At 47.8% G+C, this 19,215-nt stretch carries 12 protein-coding genes; 9 read left to right on the top strand and 3 right to left on the bottom strand.

Annotation, left to right across the window (positions count from 1 at the left end; translation table 11 throughout):
• Positions 1-16: 16 nt before the first annotated feature.
• From DW947_RS04215 to DW947_RS04200, 3 genes are all read right to left on the bottom strand, one after another.
• On the bottom strand, positions 17-4,060 hold the full coding sequence (locus DW947_RS04215) for a two-component regulator propeller domain-containing protein (RefSeq protein ID WP_117963503.1): 4,044 nt from the start codon (positions 4,058-4,060) through the stop codon (positions 17-19).
• A gap of 172 nt (positions 4,061-4,232) precedes the next feature.
• Positions 4,233-7,937, bottom strand: coding sequence for a phosphoribosylformylglycinamidine synthase (purL, locus tag DW947_RS04210; protein ID WP_057256360.1), 3,705 nt, complete (start codon positions 7,935-7,937; stop codon positions 4,233-4,235).
• Positions 7,938-8,124: 187 nt separating this feature from the next.
• Positions 8,125-10,377 carry a family 20 glycosylhydrolase gene (locus DW947_RS04200; RefSeq protein WP_117963502.1) on the bottom strand — a complete coding sequence of 751 codons (2,253 nt, stop codon included), beginning with the start codon at positions 10,375-10,377 and terminating at the stop codon, positions 8,125-8,127.
• Between the two features lie 140 nt (positions 10,378-10,517).
• Here DW947_RS04200 and DW947_RS04195 point away from each other — a divergent pair, with 140 nt between their 5' ends.
• The 9 genes from DW947_RS04195 (at position 10,518) to DW947_RS04155 (ending at position 19,131) form a co-directional block, all read left to right on the top strand.
• Complete coding sequence (locus DW947_RS04195) at positions 10,518-11,171, top strand: LysE family translocator (protein WP_005826316.1); 654 nt, start codon at positions 10,518-10,520, stop codon at positions 11,169-11,171.
• Between the two features lie 51 nt (positions 11,172-11,222).
• Positions 11,223-11,768: a DUF4924 family protein gene (locus DW947_RS04190; RefSeq protein WP_057089248.1), complete on the top strand. Its 546-nt coding sequence runs from the start codon at positions 11,223-11,225 to the stop codon at positions 11,766-11,768.
• A 74-nt stretch (positions 11,769-11,842) separates the two neighbouring features.
• Positions 11,843-12,697 carry a dTDP-4-dehydrorhamnose reductase gene (gene rfbD, locus DW947_RS04185; RefSeq protein ID WP_044468347.1) on the top strand — a complete coding sequence of 285 codons (855 nt, stop codon included), beginning with the start codon at positions 11,843-11,845 and terminating at the stop codon, positions 12,695-12,697.
• Between the two features lie 21 nt (positions 12,698-12,718).
• A complete protein-coding gene (locus tag DW947_RS04180) occupies positions 12,719-14,293 on the top strand; it encodes a peptide chain release factor 3 (protein ID WP_117963501.1) in 1,575 nt (524 codons plus the stop codon).
• Between the two features lie 221 nt (positions 14,294-14,514).
• Positions 14,515-14,649: a hypothetical protein gene (locus tag DW947_RS21975; protein WP_005826323.1), complete on the top strand. Its 135-nt coding sequence runs from the start codon at positions 14,515-14,517 to the stop codon at positions 14,647-14,649.
• Positions 14,650-15,100: 451 nt separating this feature from the next.
• The gene (locus DW947_RS04170) at positions 15,101-15,568 is read left to right on the top strand and encodes an HU family DNA-binding protein (protein ID WP_117963499.1); all 468 of its coding nucleotides are present in this window, start codon (positions 15,101-15,103) and stop codon (positions 15,566-15,568) included.
• 192 nt (positions 15,569-15,760) lie between these two features.
• Positions 15,761-16,018, top strand: coding sequence for an OadG family protein (locus DW947_RS04165; protein WP_005826326.1), 258 nt, complete (start codon positions 15,761-15,763; stop codon positions 16,016-16,018).
• Positions 16,019-16,057: 39 nt separating this feature from the next.
• The gene (locus DW947_RS04160) at positions 16,058-17,896 is read left to right on the top strand and encodes a biotin/lipoyl-containing protein (protein WP_005826327.1); all 1,839 of its coding nucleotides are present in this window, start codon (positions 16,058-16,060) and stop codon (positions 17,894-17,896) included.
• Positions 17,896-19,131 carry a sodium ion-translocating decarboxylase subunit beta gene (locus DW947_RS04155; RefSeq protein WP_005826328.1) on the top strand — a complete coding sequence of 412 codons (1,236 nt, stop codon included), beginning with the start codon at positions 17,896-17,898 and terminating at the stop codon, positions 19,129-19,131. Before DW947_RS04160 ends, DW947_RS04155 begins: the two co-directional genes overlap by 1 nt.
• The last annotated feature ends 84 nt before the right edge of the window (positions 19,132-19,215 follow it).

The following is a 19,215-nucleotide window of genomic DNA, read 5'->3' as shown; positions in this document are numbered from 1 at the left end:
TTCAAAATGTTATAATTTACTTTATTTCTTTATCATCTTTCCCTTCCTTCCCTCTCTTGGCATACTGGCTTGGGCTCATATTGAAATGTTTCTTGAATACTTCACGGAAATATTTCGCATCACTGAAACCGGTCAGTTCTGAAATCTCGGTGATGGTATGCTTTTGTTCTTTCAGAAGTTGGGCAGCATGTTTCAGTCGAATCAGCCGGATGTAGTCAGCCGGAGCTTGGTCGGTCAGTGCCTTTATCTTATTGTAGAAGCTGGTCCTACTCATATTCAGCAGGTTGCAGAGCACGTCGACGTTGAAGCTTGGGTTGTCCATATTGTCTTCGACACTCTTTTTGACGGTTGCAATGAATTTCCAGTCCAAGTCGTTGGAGCAGTTGATGCAATCCGTATTGTTCTTCTCGTCGTTCAGGTCCAGACTGGCATATTTGTGGCGCAACAGTGCCCGGTTAGTCAGCAGGTTGGCAATGTTTGCCCGCAATATACCGATATTGAAGGGTTTCACAATATATTCATCCGCTCCGCTTTGCAGCCCCTCGATGATATTCTTGTCGGTATTCAGTGCTGTGAGCAGGATGATGGGGATATGTGATGTCTCGATGTCGTTCTTCAAGATATGACACAATTCGTCTCCTCTCATTTCCGGCATCATGATGTCTGAAATGACGAGGTTGGGCATATACTCCTTGACAATGGTCAGTGCTTCTTTTCCATTGGAGCATACTTGTATGTTGTATTGTTCAGACAATGTTCTACGCAGATATTCCCTTAATTCGTCATTGTCCTCTACAATAAGAATTTTCTGGTGGTTACTGTTGTTTTGTGACTGTTGTTGCGTCTTGTCGTAGATTCCACTGGAAGCAGGGGATGATGTAGTAGAGGCATTGATAGGCACTCCGGAGGCCGAATAAACAATCCGTTCGTTTTTGGGTTGAGGGCGTTGGATTGCTTTGCGGAAATGCTTGTTCCCTTTGGGGAACGTGATTTTGATGCAAGAGCCTTTCCCTTCCATGCTGCTGAAGTTGAGCTTTCCTTTATGTAAGCGTACAAGTTTCCCTACCAGAAGTAGTCCGATGCCGCTGCCGATAACTTTGGAATTGATAGCATTACTGCCACGGAAATGCATCTTGAACAGCTTTTTCTGTTCTGAAGCCGGAATTCCGATACCGGTATCTTTCACCTCAATACTCCAGGTATCTTCTGTCTCGGAAGTAAAGACATGTACATTGCCGCCGTCCGGTGTATATTTCAGTGCGTTGGATATGATATTTTTCAAAATGGAATCCATCTTGTCCTTATCTAACCATACGTTCAGATAACGGAAGCTGCTTTCGTAGGTTAGGTTGATGTGTTTTATGTTTGCGTATGAACGGAAAGCATCGATCGTCTCTTCCATATATGTGCTCAGTTCGTATTCGGATACGTATAGACTTCCGGAATAGGTGTCTGCGCGTTCGAAATTAATAAGGTTGGTGGTCAGGCGCAACAAGGCATTTACGTTTCGCAGGGCTGTATTGATGTTGCTCTGTCCGCTGGAAGTCAGTTGCTCGCGTTCGGTGATTTCTTCCAAGGGTGCTTTGATGAGCGTCAGTGGAGTACGTATATCATGCGCTGTATTGACGAAGAAGCGTATTTTCTCATCGGATTCTTTCCGCTGTTTTCTCAAGACTATTATTCGTAGAGTGATGCTTGCAATGGATATGATAATCACTGCATAGAGTATCAGCGCCCAGAAACTGAGCCAGAGGGGTTGCTCGATAATGATGTCCATACTGCGTTCCTCCAGGACAATACGACGGTCTTCGTTGGAGATGGCACGTACGCGGAGGGTATAGTTGCCCGGACTCAGGTTGGTAAAACGGATGACGTTTTCCTCTCCCGGACGGCTCCAACCCTCATAGAAGCCTTCCAGTTTCCAGGAGTACAGAATTAGGGAAGGATAGTCATAGTTGATGTCTGAGACCTGCAATGAGAAGATGTTCTGGTTGTACTTCAAACGCAAGGTTTTTGTCTCGTCAATATCCAGAATAAGTGGAGAACCTTCATCCTTGGGATAAACGGTCTGATAGAATACCCGCAGGTCACTGAATACCATTTTGAACTTATAGTCGCGAGGCAGGATCATGTCTTTGTTGAATTCTATGGCTCCATCCGTACTGCCGAAAATGAAATTGCCGTTTTTCCTCAAGGTGCCTGAGGCTGCGTTGAAATGGTCAGACTTCAGTCCTTGTTCTTTGGTCCAGTTATGGAATGTCTCTTCGACAGGATAGAAGGTGGACAGACCGTGTTCTGTACTCAGAAAGATATTTCCTTTACCATCAGACAATAGTGTATAGATATTATTGGAAATCAAGGCGCAGTTGTCTCTATGATAATGTCTGAATGTGTTTTTGGTCGTATCATATACCAGTAAACCGGCATTGTTGGTACCGATATACAGCATTCCGTCGGAAGCTTGGCATAGGGAGTAGATGTAGTAGGATTCTACCGGCATCTGGATATAGGTATACTTACCGGTTGCTTTTTCCAACAGGTACAAGCCGGTGGAAGTGCCTATCCACATATGTGTGGAGTCTTTCTCTATGATGGCAGTGATACCATTCAAGCCCGGGAAATGGCGTATATTTTTTCTGGAATAATCTATTTCTTTTAAGTTATAATACCCTCCGAACCAGATGTTTCCTGAAGAATCTTTCATAATGGAACGGATATACTTGTCCGGCCGGATATTCAGATTACTGAATAAAGACGGAGTAAAGAACTCTGTGGACAGTAGTTTCTTGTTGATCTGGTAGATGCCGGAACTATATCCTCCGGCCCAGATGATGCCGGGCTCCACTTCGCACAATGAGATGAAGATATGGTTTTTACTATGGCTTGCGGTGTCGAAACTGCTGAGAAAAGAATGCCATTGTTTCGTCTTGCTATAATAAAGGCTGATGCCGTTATTGGTGGCAAACCATAAATCGCCGTCATGGTCTTCAATGATGGCATTTACCTGGTCATTGATGAGTGACTGTTTATTGCCGATAGAGTGTTTTATCCATTGATAATCGGCATATCGGTTGTTGCGTACAGTTATACCAATGGGATAATTAGCCATCCAGATGCGTTGTTCACTGTCAATGTAGATATCATTGATGGTATTTCCGTTCATTGAGTTGTACCGGTTATAGTCAGCAACAATGTATGGTATAGATTCATAGGTATCGGTATTCATTTTGTAGACACCGGCCCCGTCTGTAGCTATGAGGATTTCATTGTTATTGTAGGCACGGATACAGTTAATACTAACGTCCATCAGTCCGGATGGGATATGCATGACTTTGTGCTCATTCAGGTCATAGGTAAATATTCCCCGTTGGAAAGTACCGATAAAAACCTTGTGAGACGGTTTATGATAGTATAGTTCGTTGATTTGTATCTTCAAGGTGTCCAATTGGTTGCAGGGACTGAGGGTGAGGGTGTTGTTGGCCAGCTCAGCATAATGTATGCCGATGTCGGTCCCGATGAAGAAGTGGGTCGAATCAATCTGTGCGATATCAGTAATTCGTTCTCCTATTTCGTTTTGAATGAATGTCACCTTCTGGGTATTGCTGTCGTACAGATATAGGGCATCTTCATTGCAAAGCCATATTACGCTGTTGGCATCCACAAAACCGTAACTGATAGGGGTTGGACGTCCTTTCACTTCGCTTTCGGGTAGCTTGTATACCAGGACAAAACGGTCGTGTTTTGTATCATAGCGGAACACGCGTCCTTTCTTGCCAATTTCCCATATGGTTCCTTTGGAATCCACATAGAGCCAGTTCAGGTTCATCATGGAATTCACTTCCTCATCTCCATCCATCAGTTTGTACGGCTTGAATTCTTTTCCGTTGTATCGGTCGATGCCGTCGTGGGTAAGAAACCACATGTAACCTTTGGGTCCCTTTTGAATAGCATATACCCGTCTGTTGCTCAAACCGTCTTCCACACCGATGTATTTGTATGTTTGTGCAATGCCTATAATTGGCAATAATAGTAGTATGCAGAAAAAGAAGTACTTTTTCATAATTGTCGAGCGGTTTTTTGAATGTTGTACTGAGGGAGAGTTGAAAATAAACACAAAAATAATGCTTTTGTTTGAGAAAAGCAAAAAAAGAAAGCGAAGAATAGAAATGTAACAAGCGCGGGATTATTCATAACCCGCGCTTGTTACATTTCTATAAAAAAGGAAGTTCAGTTCATTTTTTATTGGCTTCCACCCACTTGCGTGCATTGACAAATGCTTCTACCCAAGGAGTGATTTGGTCGCTGTTTACGCGGTCTGCGGGGTAGCAACCGTTCTGCCAGGGGAAGATGGCACGTTCCAAGTGGGGCATCATGGCCAGATGACGTCCGTCGGCACTTGCCAATCCGGCTATGGAATAATCTGAGCCGTTGGGGTTGGAAGGGTATTCGTCGTATGAGTATTTCAGCACGACGTTGTATTTGTCCTCGTCGTATGGCAAGGAGAATTTTCCTTCACCGTGAGCTACCCAGATACCCAGTTTGCTTCCACTCAGTGAGCCGAGCATTACGCTGCGGTTGGTGGGGACAGTAACACCGAGGAATCTGGATTCAAACTTGTGTGAGTCGTTATGAAGCATCTTGCCGTTTTTCTTGTGCTCGGGATTGATAAGATTAAGTTCCATCATGAGCTGGCAGCCGTTGCAGACACCCAGTGAAAGCGTATCCTCGCGTGCATAATATTTGTCGAGCGCTTCTTTTGCTTTCGGATTGAAGAGGAAAGCACCTGCCCAACCCTTAGCAGAACCAAGAACGTCGGAGTTGGAGAAACCACCGCAGTAAACAATCATGTTTACATCTTCCAACGTTTCGCGACCGCTGATAAGGTCGGTCATGGTAACGTCCTTCACATCGAAGCCTGCCAGATAGAGTGAGTAGGCCATTTCGCGTTCGCCGTTGGTTCCTTTTTCACGGATGATGGCGGCGCGGATACCGGAAGGTGTGCGGCGGTCCGGGTCGATGCCGTATTGTGAGAACTTGCCTTTGAAGTCCGGCATGAAGGCGAATTCCACCGGTTGCATCTTGTAGTTCTCGAAACGCTTCTTGGCACAGCCGTTCATGGACTGCTTACGGTCAAGGAGATAAGAAGTAGAGTACCATACATCACGCATATAGTCGATGCCAAACTGATAAGTAGCATCGCCTTTTGATACAAGAATATGGCGTTCGTCTGTCGGTTTGCCGAGCTTCACGTAACCTACGCCTGCATCTTCCAGGATTTGCTTTACAGCTTCCTTGTGCTTGTCGCTCACCTGGATAACGATACCCGGGTTCTCCGCAAACAGAATCTTGATAAGGTCTTGCTCCTTGATTTTATCCAGGTTGATTTCCATACCGCCTTCCACATTGGCAAAGCACATTTCAAGCAGTGTAGTGATAAGACCACCGGCGGAAATATCATGTCCGGCAAGAATCAGTCCCTTGTTGACCAGTTCCTGCACGGCAAGGAAAGCATCGCGGAAGTATTCGGCATCCTGCACGCTGGGAACTTCGTCACCTACCTTGCCCAGGGTCTGAGCAAAGGCAGAACCGCCGAGTTTCAGGTTGTCGAAACTGAAGTCTATATGATAAATGGTAGTCTTTTCATTGTTAACCAGCACCGGAGATACGACTTTCTTGACGTCGGAAACTTCTCCACCGGCAGAAACAATTACCGTGCCCGGAGAAATTACTTTGCTGCCGTCGGGGTATTTCTGTGTCATGGAAAGAGAGTCTTTACCGGTCGGTACATTGATTTGCAGGGAACAGCAGAAGTCACTCAAGGCCTTTACTGCCGTGTACAGACGGGCATCTTCACCTTCTTGCGAACGGCAAGGCCACATCCAGTTGGCAGAAAGGGAAACGCTGTCCAGACCTTCGGCAAGCGGTGCCCAAACCAAGTTGGTCAATGCTTCGCTGACGGAAAGAACGGAGCCGGCTGCCGGGTCGGCAAGTGCCGCCTGGGGAGCATGGCCCAGAGAGGTTGCGATACCCTTTTCGCCGCGATAGTCCAAAGCTACCACACCACAATCGCTCAGAGGCAACTGCAATTCACCCTGGCACTGTTGGCGGGCAATCTTGCCTGTTACAGAACGGTCCACCTTGTTTGTTAACCAGTCTTTACAAGCCACAGCTTCCAGTTGGAGCACATTGGTGAGGTATTCGTGTAGTTGGGAAACTTCGTATTGGGGCATTTCGTAGTGACGTTCCACGGTCTTGTCCACCATATAGGTCTTGGGGGAAGAGCCGAACATCTGTTCTACGGCGAGGTCGAACGGACGTACACCGTCAGCTTGCTGGAAGGCAAAGCGATGGTCGCCGGTCGTTTCACCGACTACGTACATCGGGGCACGCTCACGTTCGGCTACCTTGCGTACATGTTCGATGGCCTCTTCCTGAATCAGCAAGCCCATGCGTTCCTGGCTTTCGTTGGCAATGATTTCCTTGGCAGACAGAGTCGTGTCACCGATGGGCAACTTGCTCATGTCAATTAAACCGCCGCATTCCTCTACCAATTCGGACAGACAGTTTACATGTCCGGCAGAGCCGTGGTCGTGGATGGAAACCACCGGATTGGTCTCTTCCTCACAAAGTGCGCGTACCACGTTGTAGGCGCGTTTCTGCATTTCGGCGTTGGCGCGTTGTACAGCATTCAGCTCGATGCCACTGCTGTAGCGTCCGGTATCTACGGAAGATACGGAGCCGCCGCCCAAACCGATGCGATAATTGTCTCCACCGATGACAACCACTTTGTTGCCGGCTTCCGGTGTACCTTTCAAACAGTCACGCTGGGTACCGTAGCCTACGCCTCCGGCAAGCATAATCACTTTGTCGTAACCATAGACTTCATCTTTTTCCTTATGTTCGAAAGTGAGCACGGAACCGCAGATTAGCGGTTGGCCGAATTTGTTCCCGAAATCACTGGCACCATTGGAGGCTTTGATTAGTATTTGTTCGGGAGTTTGATACAGCCATTTGCGTACCGGCAGAATCTCTTCCCAGGGACGTCCTTCTTCCGTACGGGGGTAGGAGGTCATGTAAACGGCTGTTCCGGCAATCGGCCAAGAGCCCTTACCGCCGCCCATACGGTCGCGAATCTCACCGCCCGTACCGGTAGACGCACCGTTGAACGGTTCTACTGTTGTGGGAAAGTTATGTGTTTCCGCTTTCAGGGAGATGACACTCTTGATGTCTTTTACTTGGAAATAGTCGGGCTTGGAGTGGTCTGCCGGAGCAAACTGTTCGATAACCGGACCTTCGGCAAAGGCCACATTGTCTTTGTAGGCAGAGATAATCTTGTTGGGATTCTCTTGTGTGGTCTTCTTTATCATTTGGAAGAGTGAAGATTCCTGTTCCACTCCATCGATGATGAATGTTCCGCCGAAGATTTTGTGACGGCAGTGCTCGGAGTTGATTTGCGCGAAGCCGAATACTTCGGAGTCTGTCAGAGGGCGCCCGAGGTCTTTCTCTACCTTCTTGAGGTAATCCATTTCCTCTTTGGAAAGTGCCAGACCTTCCTTTTCATTGTATGCCTCCAGGTCTTCGATGTGTACAATCGGTTCCGGCTGCCGGTTGGTTGTAAATACATTCTGGTCCAGCCCCTTGTACATACGTTGCAGCATCGGGTCGTGGTCTGCGTTCTCATCTTTTACGGGGAAGTACTCTTCGATGCGTATGATGCCGTCCAGCCCCATATTCTGGGTGATTTCTACGGCGTTTGTACTCCAAGGAGTAATCATCTCACGGCGCGGGCCGACGAAATGTCCTTTCAGGTTGTCTTCACTTTCGGGGGTGGCTTCTCCAAAAAGCCAGCAGAGTTTGTCGCTGTCTGCCTGGGGGAGTTCATGATTACATTCTACGGCAATCACGCTCTTGGATGGGGTTCTGAAAAAAAGAATCATAGTTATATTTACGATTTTACGATTTACGATTTTACGATTGAAGTTACTTTTTTGAGTATCTTCATCTTTTCTTCTTGGGGACAAAGATACGCAAAATCGGTGGGGAGGAGAAAAAAAGAAAACAAAAAACGCATGCAAGTAAAATTGCATGCGTTTTTTTGTTCTGTTTTATAAAGCCGGATGCGTATTATTGTATGACGATTTCATCCGTAAATAAGAATTGCTTCTTCCCTTGTATGGCGTGGAAACGTACATACCGTGCTTCAGTAGGGGTGCCGGTCCAGCCGAAATCTCTGAAAATCACGTCTTTTCCGGCCTCCTCCTCGCTGCAAGTATCACTGCCCAGCAGGGTGAATTCTTTGCCGTCCACTGATGCCCACACTTCTACTTTGGCTGGAAGAAAAACCTGTGGGGTACGGATTTGCATGAAGTTGGCCATGACCCGGTGTATAGCGGTCACTTCGCCCAAGTCGATGGTAGCATCCAAATCATTGGGGCAGAATCCCTGCCAACGTCCGTCCATATAGCTTTTACCGCCACGTAGTCCGTCAAGTAGTCCGGTATCGCCACCGCCTTTATACACATCTTTGTTCTGGTAGTATCCGCCATCCGGCGCATAGGTTATCTTTTTGCCTATGCCTTTGTGGTAGTCGGTGCGCAGCTCGAGGCTTTTGCCGAGTGGCTTATTTCCGTCGAAAAGACGGGCTGTCAGCAATATCGAATCTTTTACGGCAAATGGCTTTTTGTATAATTTGGAAGATGCGGTCGGTTCGGAGCCGTCTGTTGTATAGCGGATGTCAATCGGATATTTTTCGGAGGTGAGGGAGAGCATGATTCTCTTCTTGGCATAGTCAACGGTCTGGCTGGTCTGCACTAGTTCGGACAGGGTGAACGGGTTGTAGCCTTTTGCCTTGATATGGCGTATTTCGTTGTTGATACGTCTCTTGAAACTTTCCGGATGCTTGTTCTTTACGGGAGTCCAGCCTACTTCTGCCAGGGCGATGATACGCGGATATATCATGTATTCGGCATGCTCGTAGGTGGGCAGATATTCTGCCCACACATTGCCTTGCACACCTAATATATATTTGCAGATATCTGTTCCTAATGAATCGGGAGCCGGGTCGTAGGAGTAGGTCTGTCCGATGGGGACGCAGGCGCCAAACGCCAGAGGCTGTGTCTCAGGGTCATCCTGGTAATGGTCCAGATAGCAGTGGCTCTCCGGTGTCATGATGGCGTAATGCCCCATGCGGGCGGCGGCAATGCCACCCTCCGTACCCCGCCACGACATGACGGTTGCGTTGGGGGCCAGGCCTCCATCCAGTATCTCGTCCCAGCCGATGATTTCACGCCCTTTGTCGTTGAGGTACTTCTCTATGCGGGCTATCATATAGCTTTGCAGCTCACTTTCATCTTTGAGCCCTTCTTCCTTCATGCGCTTCTGGCATTTGGGGCATGCCTTCCAGTGGCGTCTGCTGGCTTCATCACCTCCAATATGGATATACCGGGAAGGGAACAGCCGTATCACTTCATCCAGCACATCTTCGAAGAACTTGAAGGTCTCTTCGTTTCCGATACAGACTTCACCGGATGTATAAGGCTTGCCGGTACAGGACAGCTGTGGATAGGCTGCCAGTACTTCTCCCGAGTGTCCCGGCATTTCTATTTCGGGGATAACGGTGACATGCCTCAAGCGGGCATATTCCAGAACCTCACGTACATCCGCTTCCGTATAGTAGCCTCCATAGGCTCCTTCTTCATCCTTCTCGCAGAAGTGGTGGTCATATTTCCCCCAATCCTGCAGATTGGCGGCTTTTCTCCAGGCTGCGAATTCTGTCAGGCGAGGATAGCCCGGAATCTCCAGCCGCCATCCGGCGCCGTCGGTCAGATGCCAATGCAGGCGGTTGATTTTGTAGGTGGCTACCAGGTCTATTTGTTTCTTGACATAGTCCGTGTTAAAGAAGTGTCTTGAAACATCCAGGTGCAGCCCACGATAGGGGAATCTGGGTTCGTCCTTGATGGTCGTGACTGGCAGTTCCTTCCCGTTACGGGCAAGTTGTGCCAGGGTTTGCAGTCCATAGAAGGCACCTGCTGCGGAGGAGGCCTGAATGTTTACACCTTGTTTGCTGACTGTCAGGTTGTAGCCTTCGGCAGCGATTGGATTATCCGTTGCGTCCGTTATTTCTATCGTTACAAAAGGGTTCTTGTCGACAAGCTTCATGGGGATGGCAAAGTCCGGCAGATAGGCCAGCAGGTCATTCATGTCGGATTTCGCCAGATTGGTCGAGAAGGTTACCGTAGATGGCAGTTCGACTGTTTTTGACGTTGTTTGGGCATACTGCGGATATGGAACCACACCGAGTTCCTTGGGGGCTTCGCATGCCGTCAGTAGTAAGACGGCCATGGAAACGAGTGTTAGAGTTTTTTTTATTCGTTTCATAAGGGGGTATTGTTAAGTTCGGAGGTAAATATACGGAATAATATGTAAAATGGATAATCTTTACTTCTTAAAATCCTTTTCCGTCGAAAAAACGTTAACACTATTCGTTCGTCTCATAAAAAAGTCCGATATTTGCAGCCATGATTCAGATAGAGACCATATTTGACATATTGTGGAAGGGGTTCATTATCGGCGTCATTGTGTCCGCGCCATTGGGTCCTGTAGGAGTATTGTGTATTCAGCGTACTTTGAATAAAGGACGGTGGTATGGTTTCGTAACGGGGATAGGAGCTTCGCTAAGCGATATTGCATATGCTTTGCTGACGGGCTACGGGATGAGTTTCGTTTTTGATTATGTCAACAAGAACATCTTTTACCTGCAACTTTTCGGAAGCATTCTTCTGTTGGCGTTTGGCGTTTATACGTTCCGCAGCAATCCGGTACAGTCCATCCGTCCGGTATCCATCAACAAGGGTTCCTATTTTCATAACTTCATAACGGCGTTTGCCGTCACGCTTTCCAATCCTCTGATTATATTCCTTTTTGTAGGCCTTTTCGCCCGCTTCGCTTTTGTAAGTGAGGGAGTGCTGGTATTCGAGGCCGTTACCGGATACTTGGCCATCGCATTGGGCGCTTTGGCATGGTGGTTTGGCATTACCTTTTTTGTCAATAAAGTCCGTACACAATTCAACTTGCGTGGCATCTGGATGCTGAACCGTATTATCGGGAGCATTGTCATTGTGGTGTCTGTGGTGGGATTGGTGTTTACGCTGATGGGTGAATCACTGTATTGAGTGGAAAGGTGAAAGTGGGAAGGTGAAAAATCATAATTCATACATTTTATCGTGAAGATTGCGCAACAACTGAAAGAGAAGAATATAGCCGAATACCTTATATATATGTGGCAGGTGGAGGATTTGCTCCGTGCCAACGGCTGTGACATAGACCGGATACGCCAGAACATCATTTTGCGCTATCCGGAGGAGGAACGGCCTGCGCTGGAAGAATGGTATGGAAATCTGGCAGGTATGATGCGTGCGGAAGGCGTAATGGAAAAAGGGCATCTGCAAATCAACCGTAATGTCATTCTGAATCTGACGGAGCTGCATGGCGAATTGCTGGCTTCTACGAAATATCCGTTCTATAATGCGGCTTATTTCAAGGCACTGCCTTTTATCGTGGAACTGCGTCAGAAGAACGGCCGGAAAGAGGAGTCTGAGGTAGACACTTGTTTCGAGGCGCTTTATGGAGTGCTGCTGTTGCGCTTGCAGAAGAAGGAAATCAGTCAGGGCACGGCAAAGGCTATGGAGGCCATCAGTGGTTTCATCTCGTTGCTTGCCAACTATTATGACAAGGAGAAGCGGGGAGAACTGGAGTTGATGGATAATTGATAGTGGATGATTGATAATTATGAAGGAAAATATTGTTCATCGTAACATTCTATATATAAGTGTAACTTTATTAAATGAATATTCTGATAACCGGTGCCAACGGTCAACTTGGCAATGAAATGCGAGTGTTGTCGAAAGAAAACGGACAACATGCTTATTTTTTCACTGACGTGCAGGAATTGGACATTTGCGACGAACAAGCTGTGCACAGGTTTGTGAAGGGTAACCGGATAGATGTGATTGTGAATTGCGCTGCTTATACGGCGGTGGACAAGGCAGAGGACAATCAGGAACTTTGCGACAAGCTGAATCATGTCGCTCCTGGCTATCTGGCTGCTGCTGCCGAAGCTTGCGGTGCTGCCTTGATACAAGTGTCCACCGATTATGTTTTCGACGGAACCGGACACACTCCCTATACGGAAGAGGCGGACACTTGCCCCAATTCGGTATATGGCTCTACTAAACTGGCAGGTGAGCAGGCGGTGATGAAGCATTGCAGCCGTGCCATGATTATCCGTACAGCATGGCTCTATTCCATTTACGGGAATAATTTTGTGAAGACGATGCTTCGTCTGGGACGTGAGCGAGAGACGCTGGGGGTTGTCTTCGACCAGATAGGCACACCGACATATGCCAATGATTTGGCACGTGCCATTTTTGCGGCTGTCAACCGGGGGATTGTTCCCGGTATCTATCATTTCAGCAACGAGGGTGTGTGCTCGTGGTATGATTTCACGTTGGCTATCCATCGCCTGGCCGGCATAAAGACCTGCAAGGTAAGCCCGCTGCATACGGATGAGTTTCCTGCCAAGGCGCCGCGTCCGCATTATTCCGTGTTGGACAAGACAAAGATAAAGAAGACATTCGGCATCGATATACCCCATTGGGAGGCGAGCCTTGCCGTCTGCATGAAGAATTTGGAAGAGTGATTATTACTGACTAATTGATATATGGCCAATAACAACGAAATAGAGAGACGGAGAACGTTTGCGATTATTGCGCATCCGGATGCCGGTAAGACATCATTGACCGAGAAGCTGTTGCTTTTTGGTGGACAAATCCAGGTGGCGGGTGCCGTAAAGAGCAATAAGATAAAGAAGACGGCAACGTCGGACTGGATGGATATTGAAAAACAGCGTGGTATTTCCGTTACCACTTCTGTAATGGAGTTCGACTACCATGACTACAAGGTCAACATCCTTGATACTCCGGGTCACCAGGACTTTGCTGAAGATACCTACCGCACGCTGACGGCTGTGGACAGTGTTATCATCGTGGTGGACGGTGCGAAAGGTGTGGAAACGCAGACACGCAAGCTGATGGAGGTCTGCCGTATGCGTAATACGCCGGTGATTATCTTCATCAACAAGATGGACCGTGAAGCCAAAGACCCGTTCGACCTGTTGGACGAGCTGGAGGAGGAACTGCACATCCACGTGCGTCCCTTGACGTGGCCTATCGAGAGCGGTGTCCGTTTCAAGGGTGTCTACAATATCTACGAGCATAACCTCAACCTCTACCAGCCCAGCAAGCAGGTAGTGACGGAGAAGGTGGAAGTGGACATCCATACCGAGGAATTGGACAACCGGATTGGTGCCCAGCTGGCCGATAAGCTGCGTGGAGAATTGGAACTGATAGACGGTGTTTACCCCGAATTCGATAAGGAGGAATACTTGAAAGGAGAGCTTGCTCCCGTATTCTTCGGTTCGGCACTGAATAATTTCGGTGTGCAGGAACTGTTGGATTGCTTTGTGGAGATTGCTCCCAGTCCCCGTCCCGTGAAGGCGGAAGAGCGTGAGGTGGAGCCGGAAGAGCCTAAATTTACCGGATTCATCTTTAAGATAACCGCCAATATCGACCCGAATCACCGTTCATGTATCGCTTTCTGCAAAATCTGCTCCGGGAAGTTTGTACGCAATGCCCCGTACTTGCATGTACGTCATGGCAAGACGATGCGTTTCTCGTCGCCTACGCAGTTCATGGCGCAGCGCAAGACAACTGTCGATGAGGCTTGGGCGGGAGATATTATCGGCCTGCCGGATAACGGTACGTTCAAGATTGGCGATACGCTGACCGAAGGCGAGGCGCTTCACTTCAAGGGACTTCCGAGTTTCTCTCCGGAGATGTTCAAGTACATTGAGAATGCCGACCCGATGAAGCAGAAACAGCTTGCCAAGGGTATCGACCAGTTGATGGACGAAGGTGTGGCGCAGTTGTTCGTCAACCAGTTCAACGGGCGTAAGATTATCGGTACGGTGGGGCAGTTGCAGTTCGAGGTCATCCAGTATCGTCTGGAGAACGAATACAGTGCGAAGTGCCGTTGGGAGCCGCTCAGTCTGTATAAAGCCTGCTGGATTGAGAGCGATGATGCGGCTGAACTGGAAGCCTTCAAGAAGCGCAAATACCAGTACATGGCGAAAGACCGCGAGGGTAGGGATGTGTTCCTGGCGGACAGCGGATATGTGTTGCAGATGGCGCAGATGGACTTCAAGCATATCAAGTTCCACTTTACGAGCGAGTTCTAAGCTATACGATTTTTGCTGACTCACGGCTATAAATGATGCAAGTCGAAGAAAAAGAGGAGGTACAAAGTAATGAAAAACTTTGTACCTCTTTATTTATTGTGGGAAGAAAGTGTTACCTTTGTTTCTGCAACGATTAATATGCATTGATTATGAAAACTGTTGAAGTAAGCTCGTTCCTTACCGATTTTACACCTTACTTATTATAAACACAAAATTTCAAGATGAAACATACCTTCCTTTTTCTCCTGCTGATTCTCCTTCTGGGGCTGACAGCCTGCTCGAAACCTGCCGATAGAACTTTGGTGTATAGTGTGGTGAAAACCTATCAGGATTTGTATAATGCGGTAACAAAGTAAAATCAGCCAAACACGTAGAGAGGCACATTCTCTCTATGTGTTTATTCTTTCTTTTCACTGGCATAAACTCATAAATGATGTCATATTGCAAAGAATAACTTATAACAATTACCTTGTAGAGATAGGAAGATACAGGTGGCTTCATTATCAGGGGTTTGCGTGTGTCGCTTGTAGAGATTATCACCTTATTCCTCTTATTTAAGCTTTATTTCCCCCCTTCTTCTTGTAGAGATATGGTTTTTGTAATCCTTTGTTTTTGAGTGATTTGTGAAAATCGGTTGTAGATGCCATTTTCTTGTTTTCCCTTGTTTCCCACCCTAACTTTGCAACATCGAATTTGAGAAAAGCAGACGGCTGAATCGTTGAGGCCTCACGATGAAAACTTCTGTTTCTCGGGTGAGACAAGAGAAACAGAATATACCTATTATTAATCATTTAAAACATTACGATTATGGCATTTTTTAAAAGAGTTCAAAAAAAAGTAAACGATTTGTGGTATCCTCAATCAGTAACCTGGGGCAAGGCGGTTACTACCCGTGAAGTGGCAGATGAACTGTCTTTCATTTCTACCGTGACCCGTGGTGACACGTATGCGGTGATGGAGAACTTGGGGCGTGTATTGAGCAATTTCATGGGGCAGGGACGTACTGTGAAGATAGACGGTATAGGCACTTTCTACTATACTGCTACCTCTACCAAAAGAGGGGTGCCGACGGCTGAGGAGGTAAGCGCTTCGCTGATAAACGGAGTACGTGTCCGTTTCCTGCCCGAAGTGGAGCGTAATAGTGGCAATCAGGTGACTACCCGCAGCATGGTGAATACAAAGATTGTTTGGAAAGAGTGGGGTAAGACTTCTACCTCCACCGGTACTACTCCCGGCGGCAACGACGGCGACCAGGGTGAGAATCCGTTGGGCTGATTCTCCTTCCTTGAAAGCAATTGATGACTGACACCGTTTTATGCTAAAAGTTTCCTGTACCGCCTCATTGGTTGTGCGGGAAGCTTTACTTTTTAGCATCTTTTATCATTCTTCTCTGCCTTTCTTTAATGGATTATCGCTAATTTCGAGCGATTTTTCGTAAATTCGGCTGAATAACTAATAATTTATAATATGGAAAACTTGAATACAGCACTTCTGCTGATGGTGGTAGGTATGGCAACAGTCTTCGCTATCCTGCTGATTGTTATTAACTTAGGAAAAGCTCTTATTGCATTGGTGAATAAATATGCGCCCGAAGAGGTGACACCGGCTAAAGCTGCGGCAAATGGTCCCGCACCTGTCCCCGGTAATATTCTGGCAGCTATCAGTGCAGCCGTAACAGTAGTGACACAAGGTAAGGGTAAAGTTGCTAAGGTAGAAAAAATCTGAAATAATAATCTTATATAAAAACACACCGAATAATTTAGTATGAAAAAGGAAATTAAGTTCAGTTTGGTATTCAGGGACATGTGGCAGAGTGCCGGAAAATATGTACCCCGTGTTGACCAACTGGTGAAAGTAGCTCCCGCCATCATTGAGATGGGTTGTTTTGCGCGCGTGGAAACCAATGGCGGAGGTTTTGAACAAGTAAATCTGCTGTTTGGGGAGAATCCGAATAAAGCCGTGCGCGAGTGGACGAAGCCGTTCCATGAAGCCGGTATCCAGACTCACATGTTGGACCGTGCCCTGAATGGCCTCCGCATGAGTCCCGTGCCCGCCGATGTGCGCAAGCTGTTCTATAAGGTAAAGAAAGCGCAGGGTACGGACATCACACGTACCTTCTGCGGTCTGAACGATACCCGCAATATCATCCCTTCTATTGGCTATGCACACGATGCCGGAATGATTTCCCAATGCTCGCTCTGCATCACCCATTCACCCATCCATACCGTAGAATACTACACGGAGATGGCACTGAAGCTTATCAAGGCAGGTGCCGACGAAATCTGCATCAAGGATATGGCAGGTATCGGACGTCCGGTTTCTTTGGGCAAGATTGTGGCCAATATCAAGGCGGCGCATCCCGATATTCCTATCCAGTATCATAGTCATGCGGGTCCCGGTTTCAATATGGCAAGTATTCTTGAAGTGTGCGAAGCGGGTTGCGACTATATCGACGTAGGCATGGAGCCGCTTTCCTGGGGTACGGGACATGCCGACTTGCTCAGTGTGCAGGCCATGCTGAAGGATGCAGGCTTCCAGGTGCCCGAAGTCAATATGGAGGCATATATGAAGGTACGCGCACTCATCCAGGAGTTTATGGACGACTTCCTTGGCTTGTACATCAGCCCGCGCAACCGCCTGATGAACTCCCTGCTGATTGGTCCCGGACTGCCGGGTGGCATGATGGGCAGTCTGATGGCAGACTTGGAATCCAATCTGGAGTCCATCAACAAATACAAGGCAAAACGCAACCTGCCCTTCATGAAGCAGGATGAACTGCTCATCAAGTTGTTCAACGAAGTGGCATATGTTTGGCCGCGCGTGGGTTATCCCCCGTTGGTGACTCCGTTCAGCCAGTACGTCAAGAACCTTTCCATGATGAACGTCATTGCTATGGAGAAAGGCAAGGAACGCTGGGGTATGATTGCCGATGACATTTGGGATATGCTGTTGGGCAAGGCAGGTAAGCTGCCGGGTCAGCTGGCTCCCGAAATCATAGAGAAGGCCGAGCGCGAAGGACGCAAGTTCTTCACCGGCAATCCGCAGGACAACTATCCCGATGCTCTGGACAAGTACCGCAAGCTGATGAAGGAGAACAAATGGGAATTGGGCGAGGACGATGAAGAGCTCTTCGAGTACGCCATGCACCCGGCTCAATACGAGGCTTACAAGAGTGGCAAGGCAAAACAAGACTTCCTGGAAGACGTAGAGAAACGCCGTGCCGAACGTGACAAGTCTCCGCTGGACGATGCCAAACCCAAGACGCTCACCGTGCAGGTGGACGGCCAGGCTTACCGCGTGACGGTGGCATACGGTGACATCGACCTGCCCGCTTCGGCCACCGAAAAGGTGACAGCTCCCCCCGTAGGCGAAGGTCAGGACGTTCCGGCTCCGCTCGAAGGCAAGTTCTTCCTGACAAAGAATGCGCAGGAAACCCCGTTGAAAGTGGGTGACAAGGTGAAGAGTGGCGACCTCCTCTGCTATATCGAAGCTATGAAGACATACAATGCCATCCGCGCAGACTTTGATGGAACGGTTGTTGCCATCTGTGTCAATCCGGGTGACTCTGTTTCTGAAGATGATGTATTAATGAAGATAGGATAATGGAAGATATATTTGCAAAACTCTATGATATGACGGCCTTCAGTAACATCATTGCTGATCCGTCGTTCCTCGTGATGTATGCCATCGCTTTCATCCTGCTTTATTTAGGTATCAAGAAACACTATGAACCATTGTTGTTGGTACCCATCGCTTTCGGTGTGCTCATTGCCAACTTTCCCGGCGGCGAGATGGGGGTGATTCAGGCAGATGAAAACGGAATGGTCATGGTAGGCGGGGTGATGAAGAATATTTGGGAGATGCCGTTGCACGAGATTGCGCACGACCTCGGACTGATGAACTTCATTTATTATATGCTGATTAAGACCGGCTTTCTGCCGCCTGTTATCTTTATGGGTGTGGGTGCGCTGACAGACTTCGGTCCGATGCTCCGTAACTTGCGTCTCTCCATATTCGGTGCGGCTGCGCAGTTAGGTATTTTCACCGTACTGCTTTGTGCTGTGATGATAGGGTTCACTCCGCAGGAAGCAGGTGCGTTGGGCATTATCGGTGGTGCCGATGGTCCTACGGCTATCTTTACTACCATCAAGCTGGCTCCCCATCTGTTGGGACCGATTGCCATTGCTGCTTATTCTTATATGGCGCTGGTACCGGTCATCATTCCGATGGTGGTGAAGCTGTTCTGTACCAAGAAGGAATTGATGATTAACATGAAGGAGCAGGAGAAGCTGTATCCTTCGAAAACCGAGATTAAGAATCTGCGTGTATTGAAGATTATCTTCCCGATTGCAGTGACTACGATTGTTGCTTTATTTGTGCCCACAGCAGTACCTTTGATTGGTATGTTGATGTTCGGTAACTTGATTAAGGAAATCGGTTCGGATACAAGCCGCTTGTTTGATGCTGCTGCTAATAGTATCATGAATGCAGCTACCATCTTCTTAGGATTGAGCGTTGGCGCCACGATGACCAGTGAGGCATTCCTGAATTGGACGACTATCGGTATTGTGATTGGTGGTTTCCTGGCATTTGCATTGTCCATTACGGGAGGTATTTTCTTTGTGAAGCTGTTCAACCTATTCAGCAAGAAGAAGATCAATCCGCTGATTGGTGCTACCGGCCTGAGTGCCGTACCCATGGCAAGCCGTGTCTGCAATGAAATAGCAACGAAGTATGACCCGAAAAACCATGTGCTGAATTACTGTATGTCCAGTAATATCTCCGGCGTAATCGGCTCGGCTGTTGCGGCGGGTGTGCTGATTTCATTCCTGGGATAAACGGTCAGTAGGAAAAATATAAAGAAACTCCGGTATGGCTTTGTAAAGCTATGCCGGAGTTTTTTGTATGTTTTTCTTTGAGGG

This window comes from Bacteroides sp. AM44-19 (assembly GCF_003603395.1).
Lineage (GTDB): Bacteria > Bacteroidota > Bacteroidia > Bacteroidales > Bacteroidaceae > Bacteroides > Bacteroides uniformis.
The sequence above is the reverse complement of the archived record's forward strand: the minus strand, read 5'-3'. Positions and strand labels throughout refer to the sequence as shown.

Bases quoted from the DNA above. Each gene is read 5' to 3' on its own strand.
- DW947_RS04200 (WP_117963502.1), bottom strand. From the start codon at position 10,377: ATGAAACGAATAAAAAAAACTCTAACACTCGTTTCCATGGCCGTCTTA.
- DW947_RS04160 (WP_005826327.1), top strand. From the start codon at position 16,058: ATGAAAAAGGAAATTAAGTTCAGTTTGGTATTCAGGGACATGTGGCAG.
- DW947_RS04155 (WP_005826328.1), top strand. From the start codon at position 17,896: ATGGAAGATATATTTGCAAAACTCTATGATATGACGGCCTTCAGTAAC.
- DW947_RS04215 (WP_117963503.1), bottom strand. From the start codon at position 4,060: ATGAAAAAGTACTTCTTTTTCTGCATACTACTATTATTGCCAATTATA.
- DW947_RS04195 (WP_005826316.1), top strand. From the start codon at position 10,518: ATGATTCAGATAGAGACCATATTTGACATATTGTGGAAGGGGTTCATT.
- DW947_RS04180 (WP_117963501.1), top strand. From the start codon at position 12,719: ATGGCCAATAACAACGAAATAGAGAGACGGAGAACGTTTGCGATTATT.
- DW947_RS04165 (WP_005826326.1), top strand. From the start codon at position 15,761: ATGGAAAACTTGAATACAGCACTTCTGCTGATGGTGGTAGGTATGGCA.
- DW947_RS21975 (WP_005826323.1), top strand. From the start codon at position 14,515: ATGAAACATACCTTCCTTTTTCTCCTGCTGATTCTCCTTCTGGGGCTG.
- DW947_RS04170 (WP_117963499.1), top strand. From the start codon at position 15,101: ATGGCATTTTTTAAAAGAGTTCAAAAAAAAGTAAACGATTTGTGGTAT.
- rfbD (WP_044468347.1), top strand. From the start codon at position 11,843: ATGAATATTCTGATAACCGGTGCCAACGGTCAACTTGGCAATGAAATG.
- purL (WP_057256360.1), bottom strand. From the start codon at position 7,937: ATGATTCTTTTTTTCAGAACCCCATCCAAGAGCGTGATTGCCGTAGAA.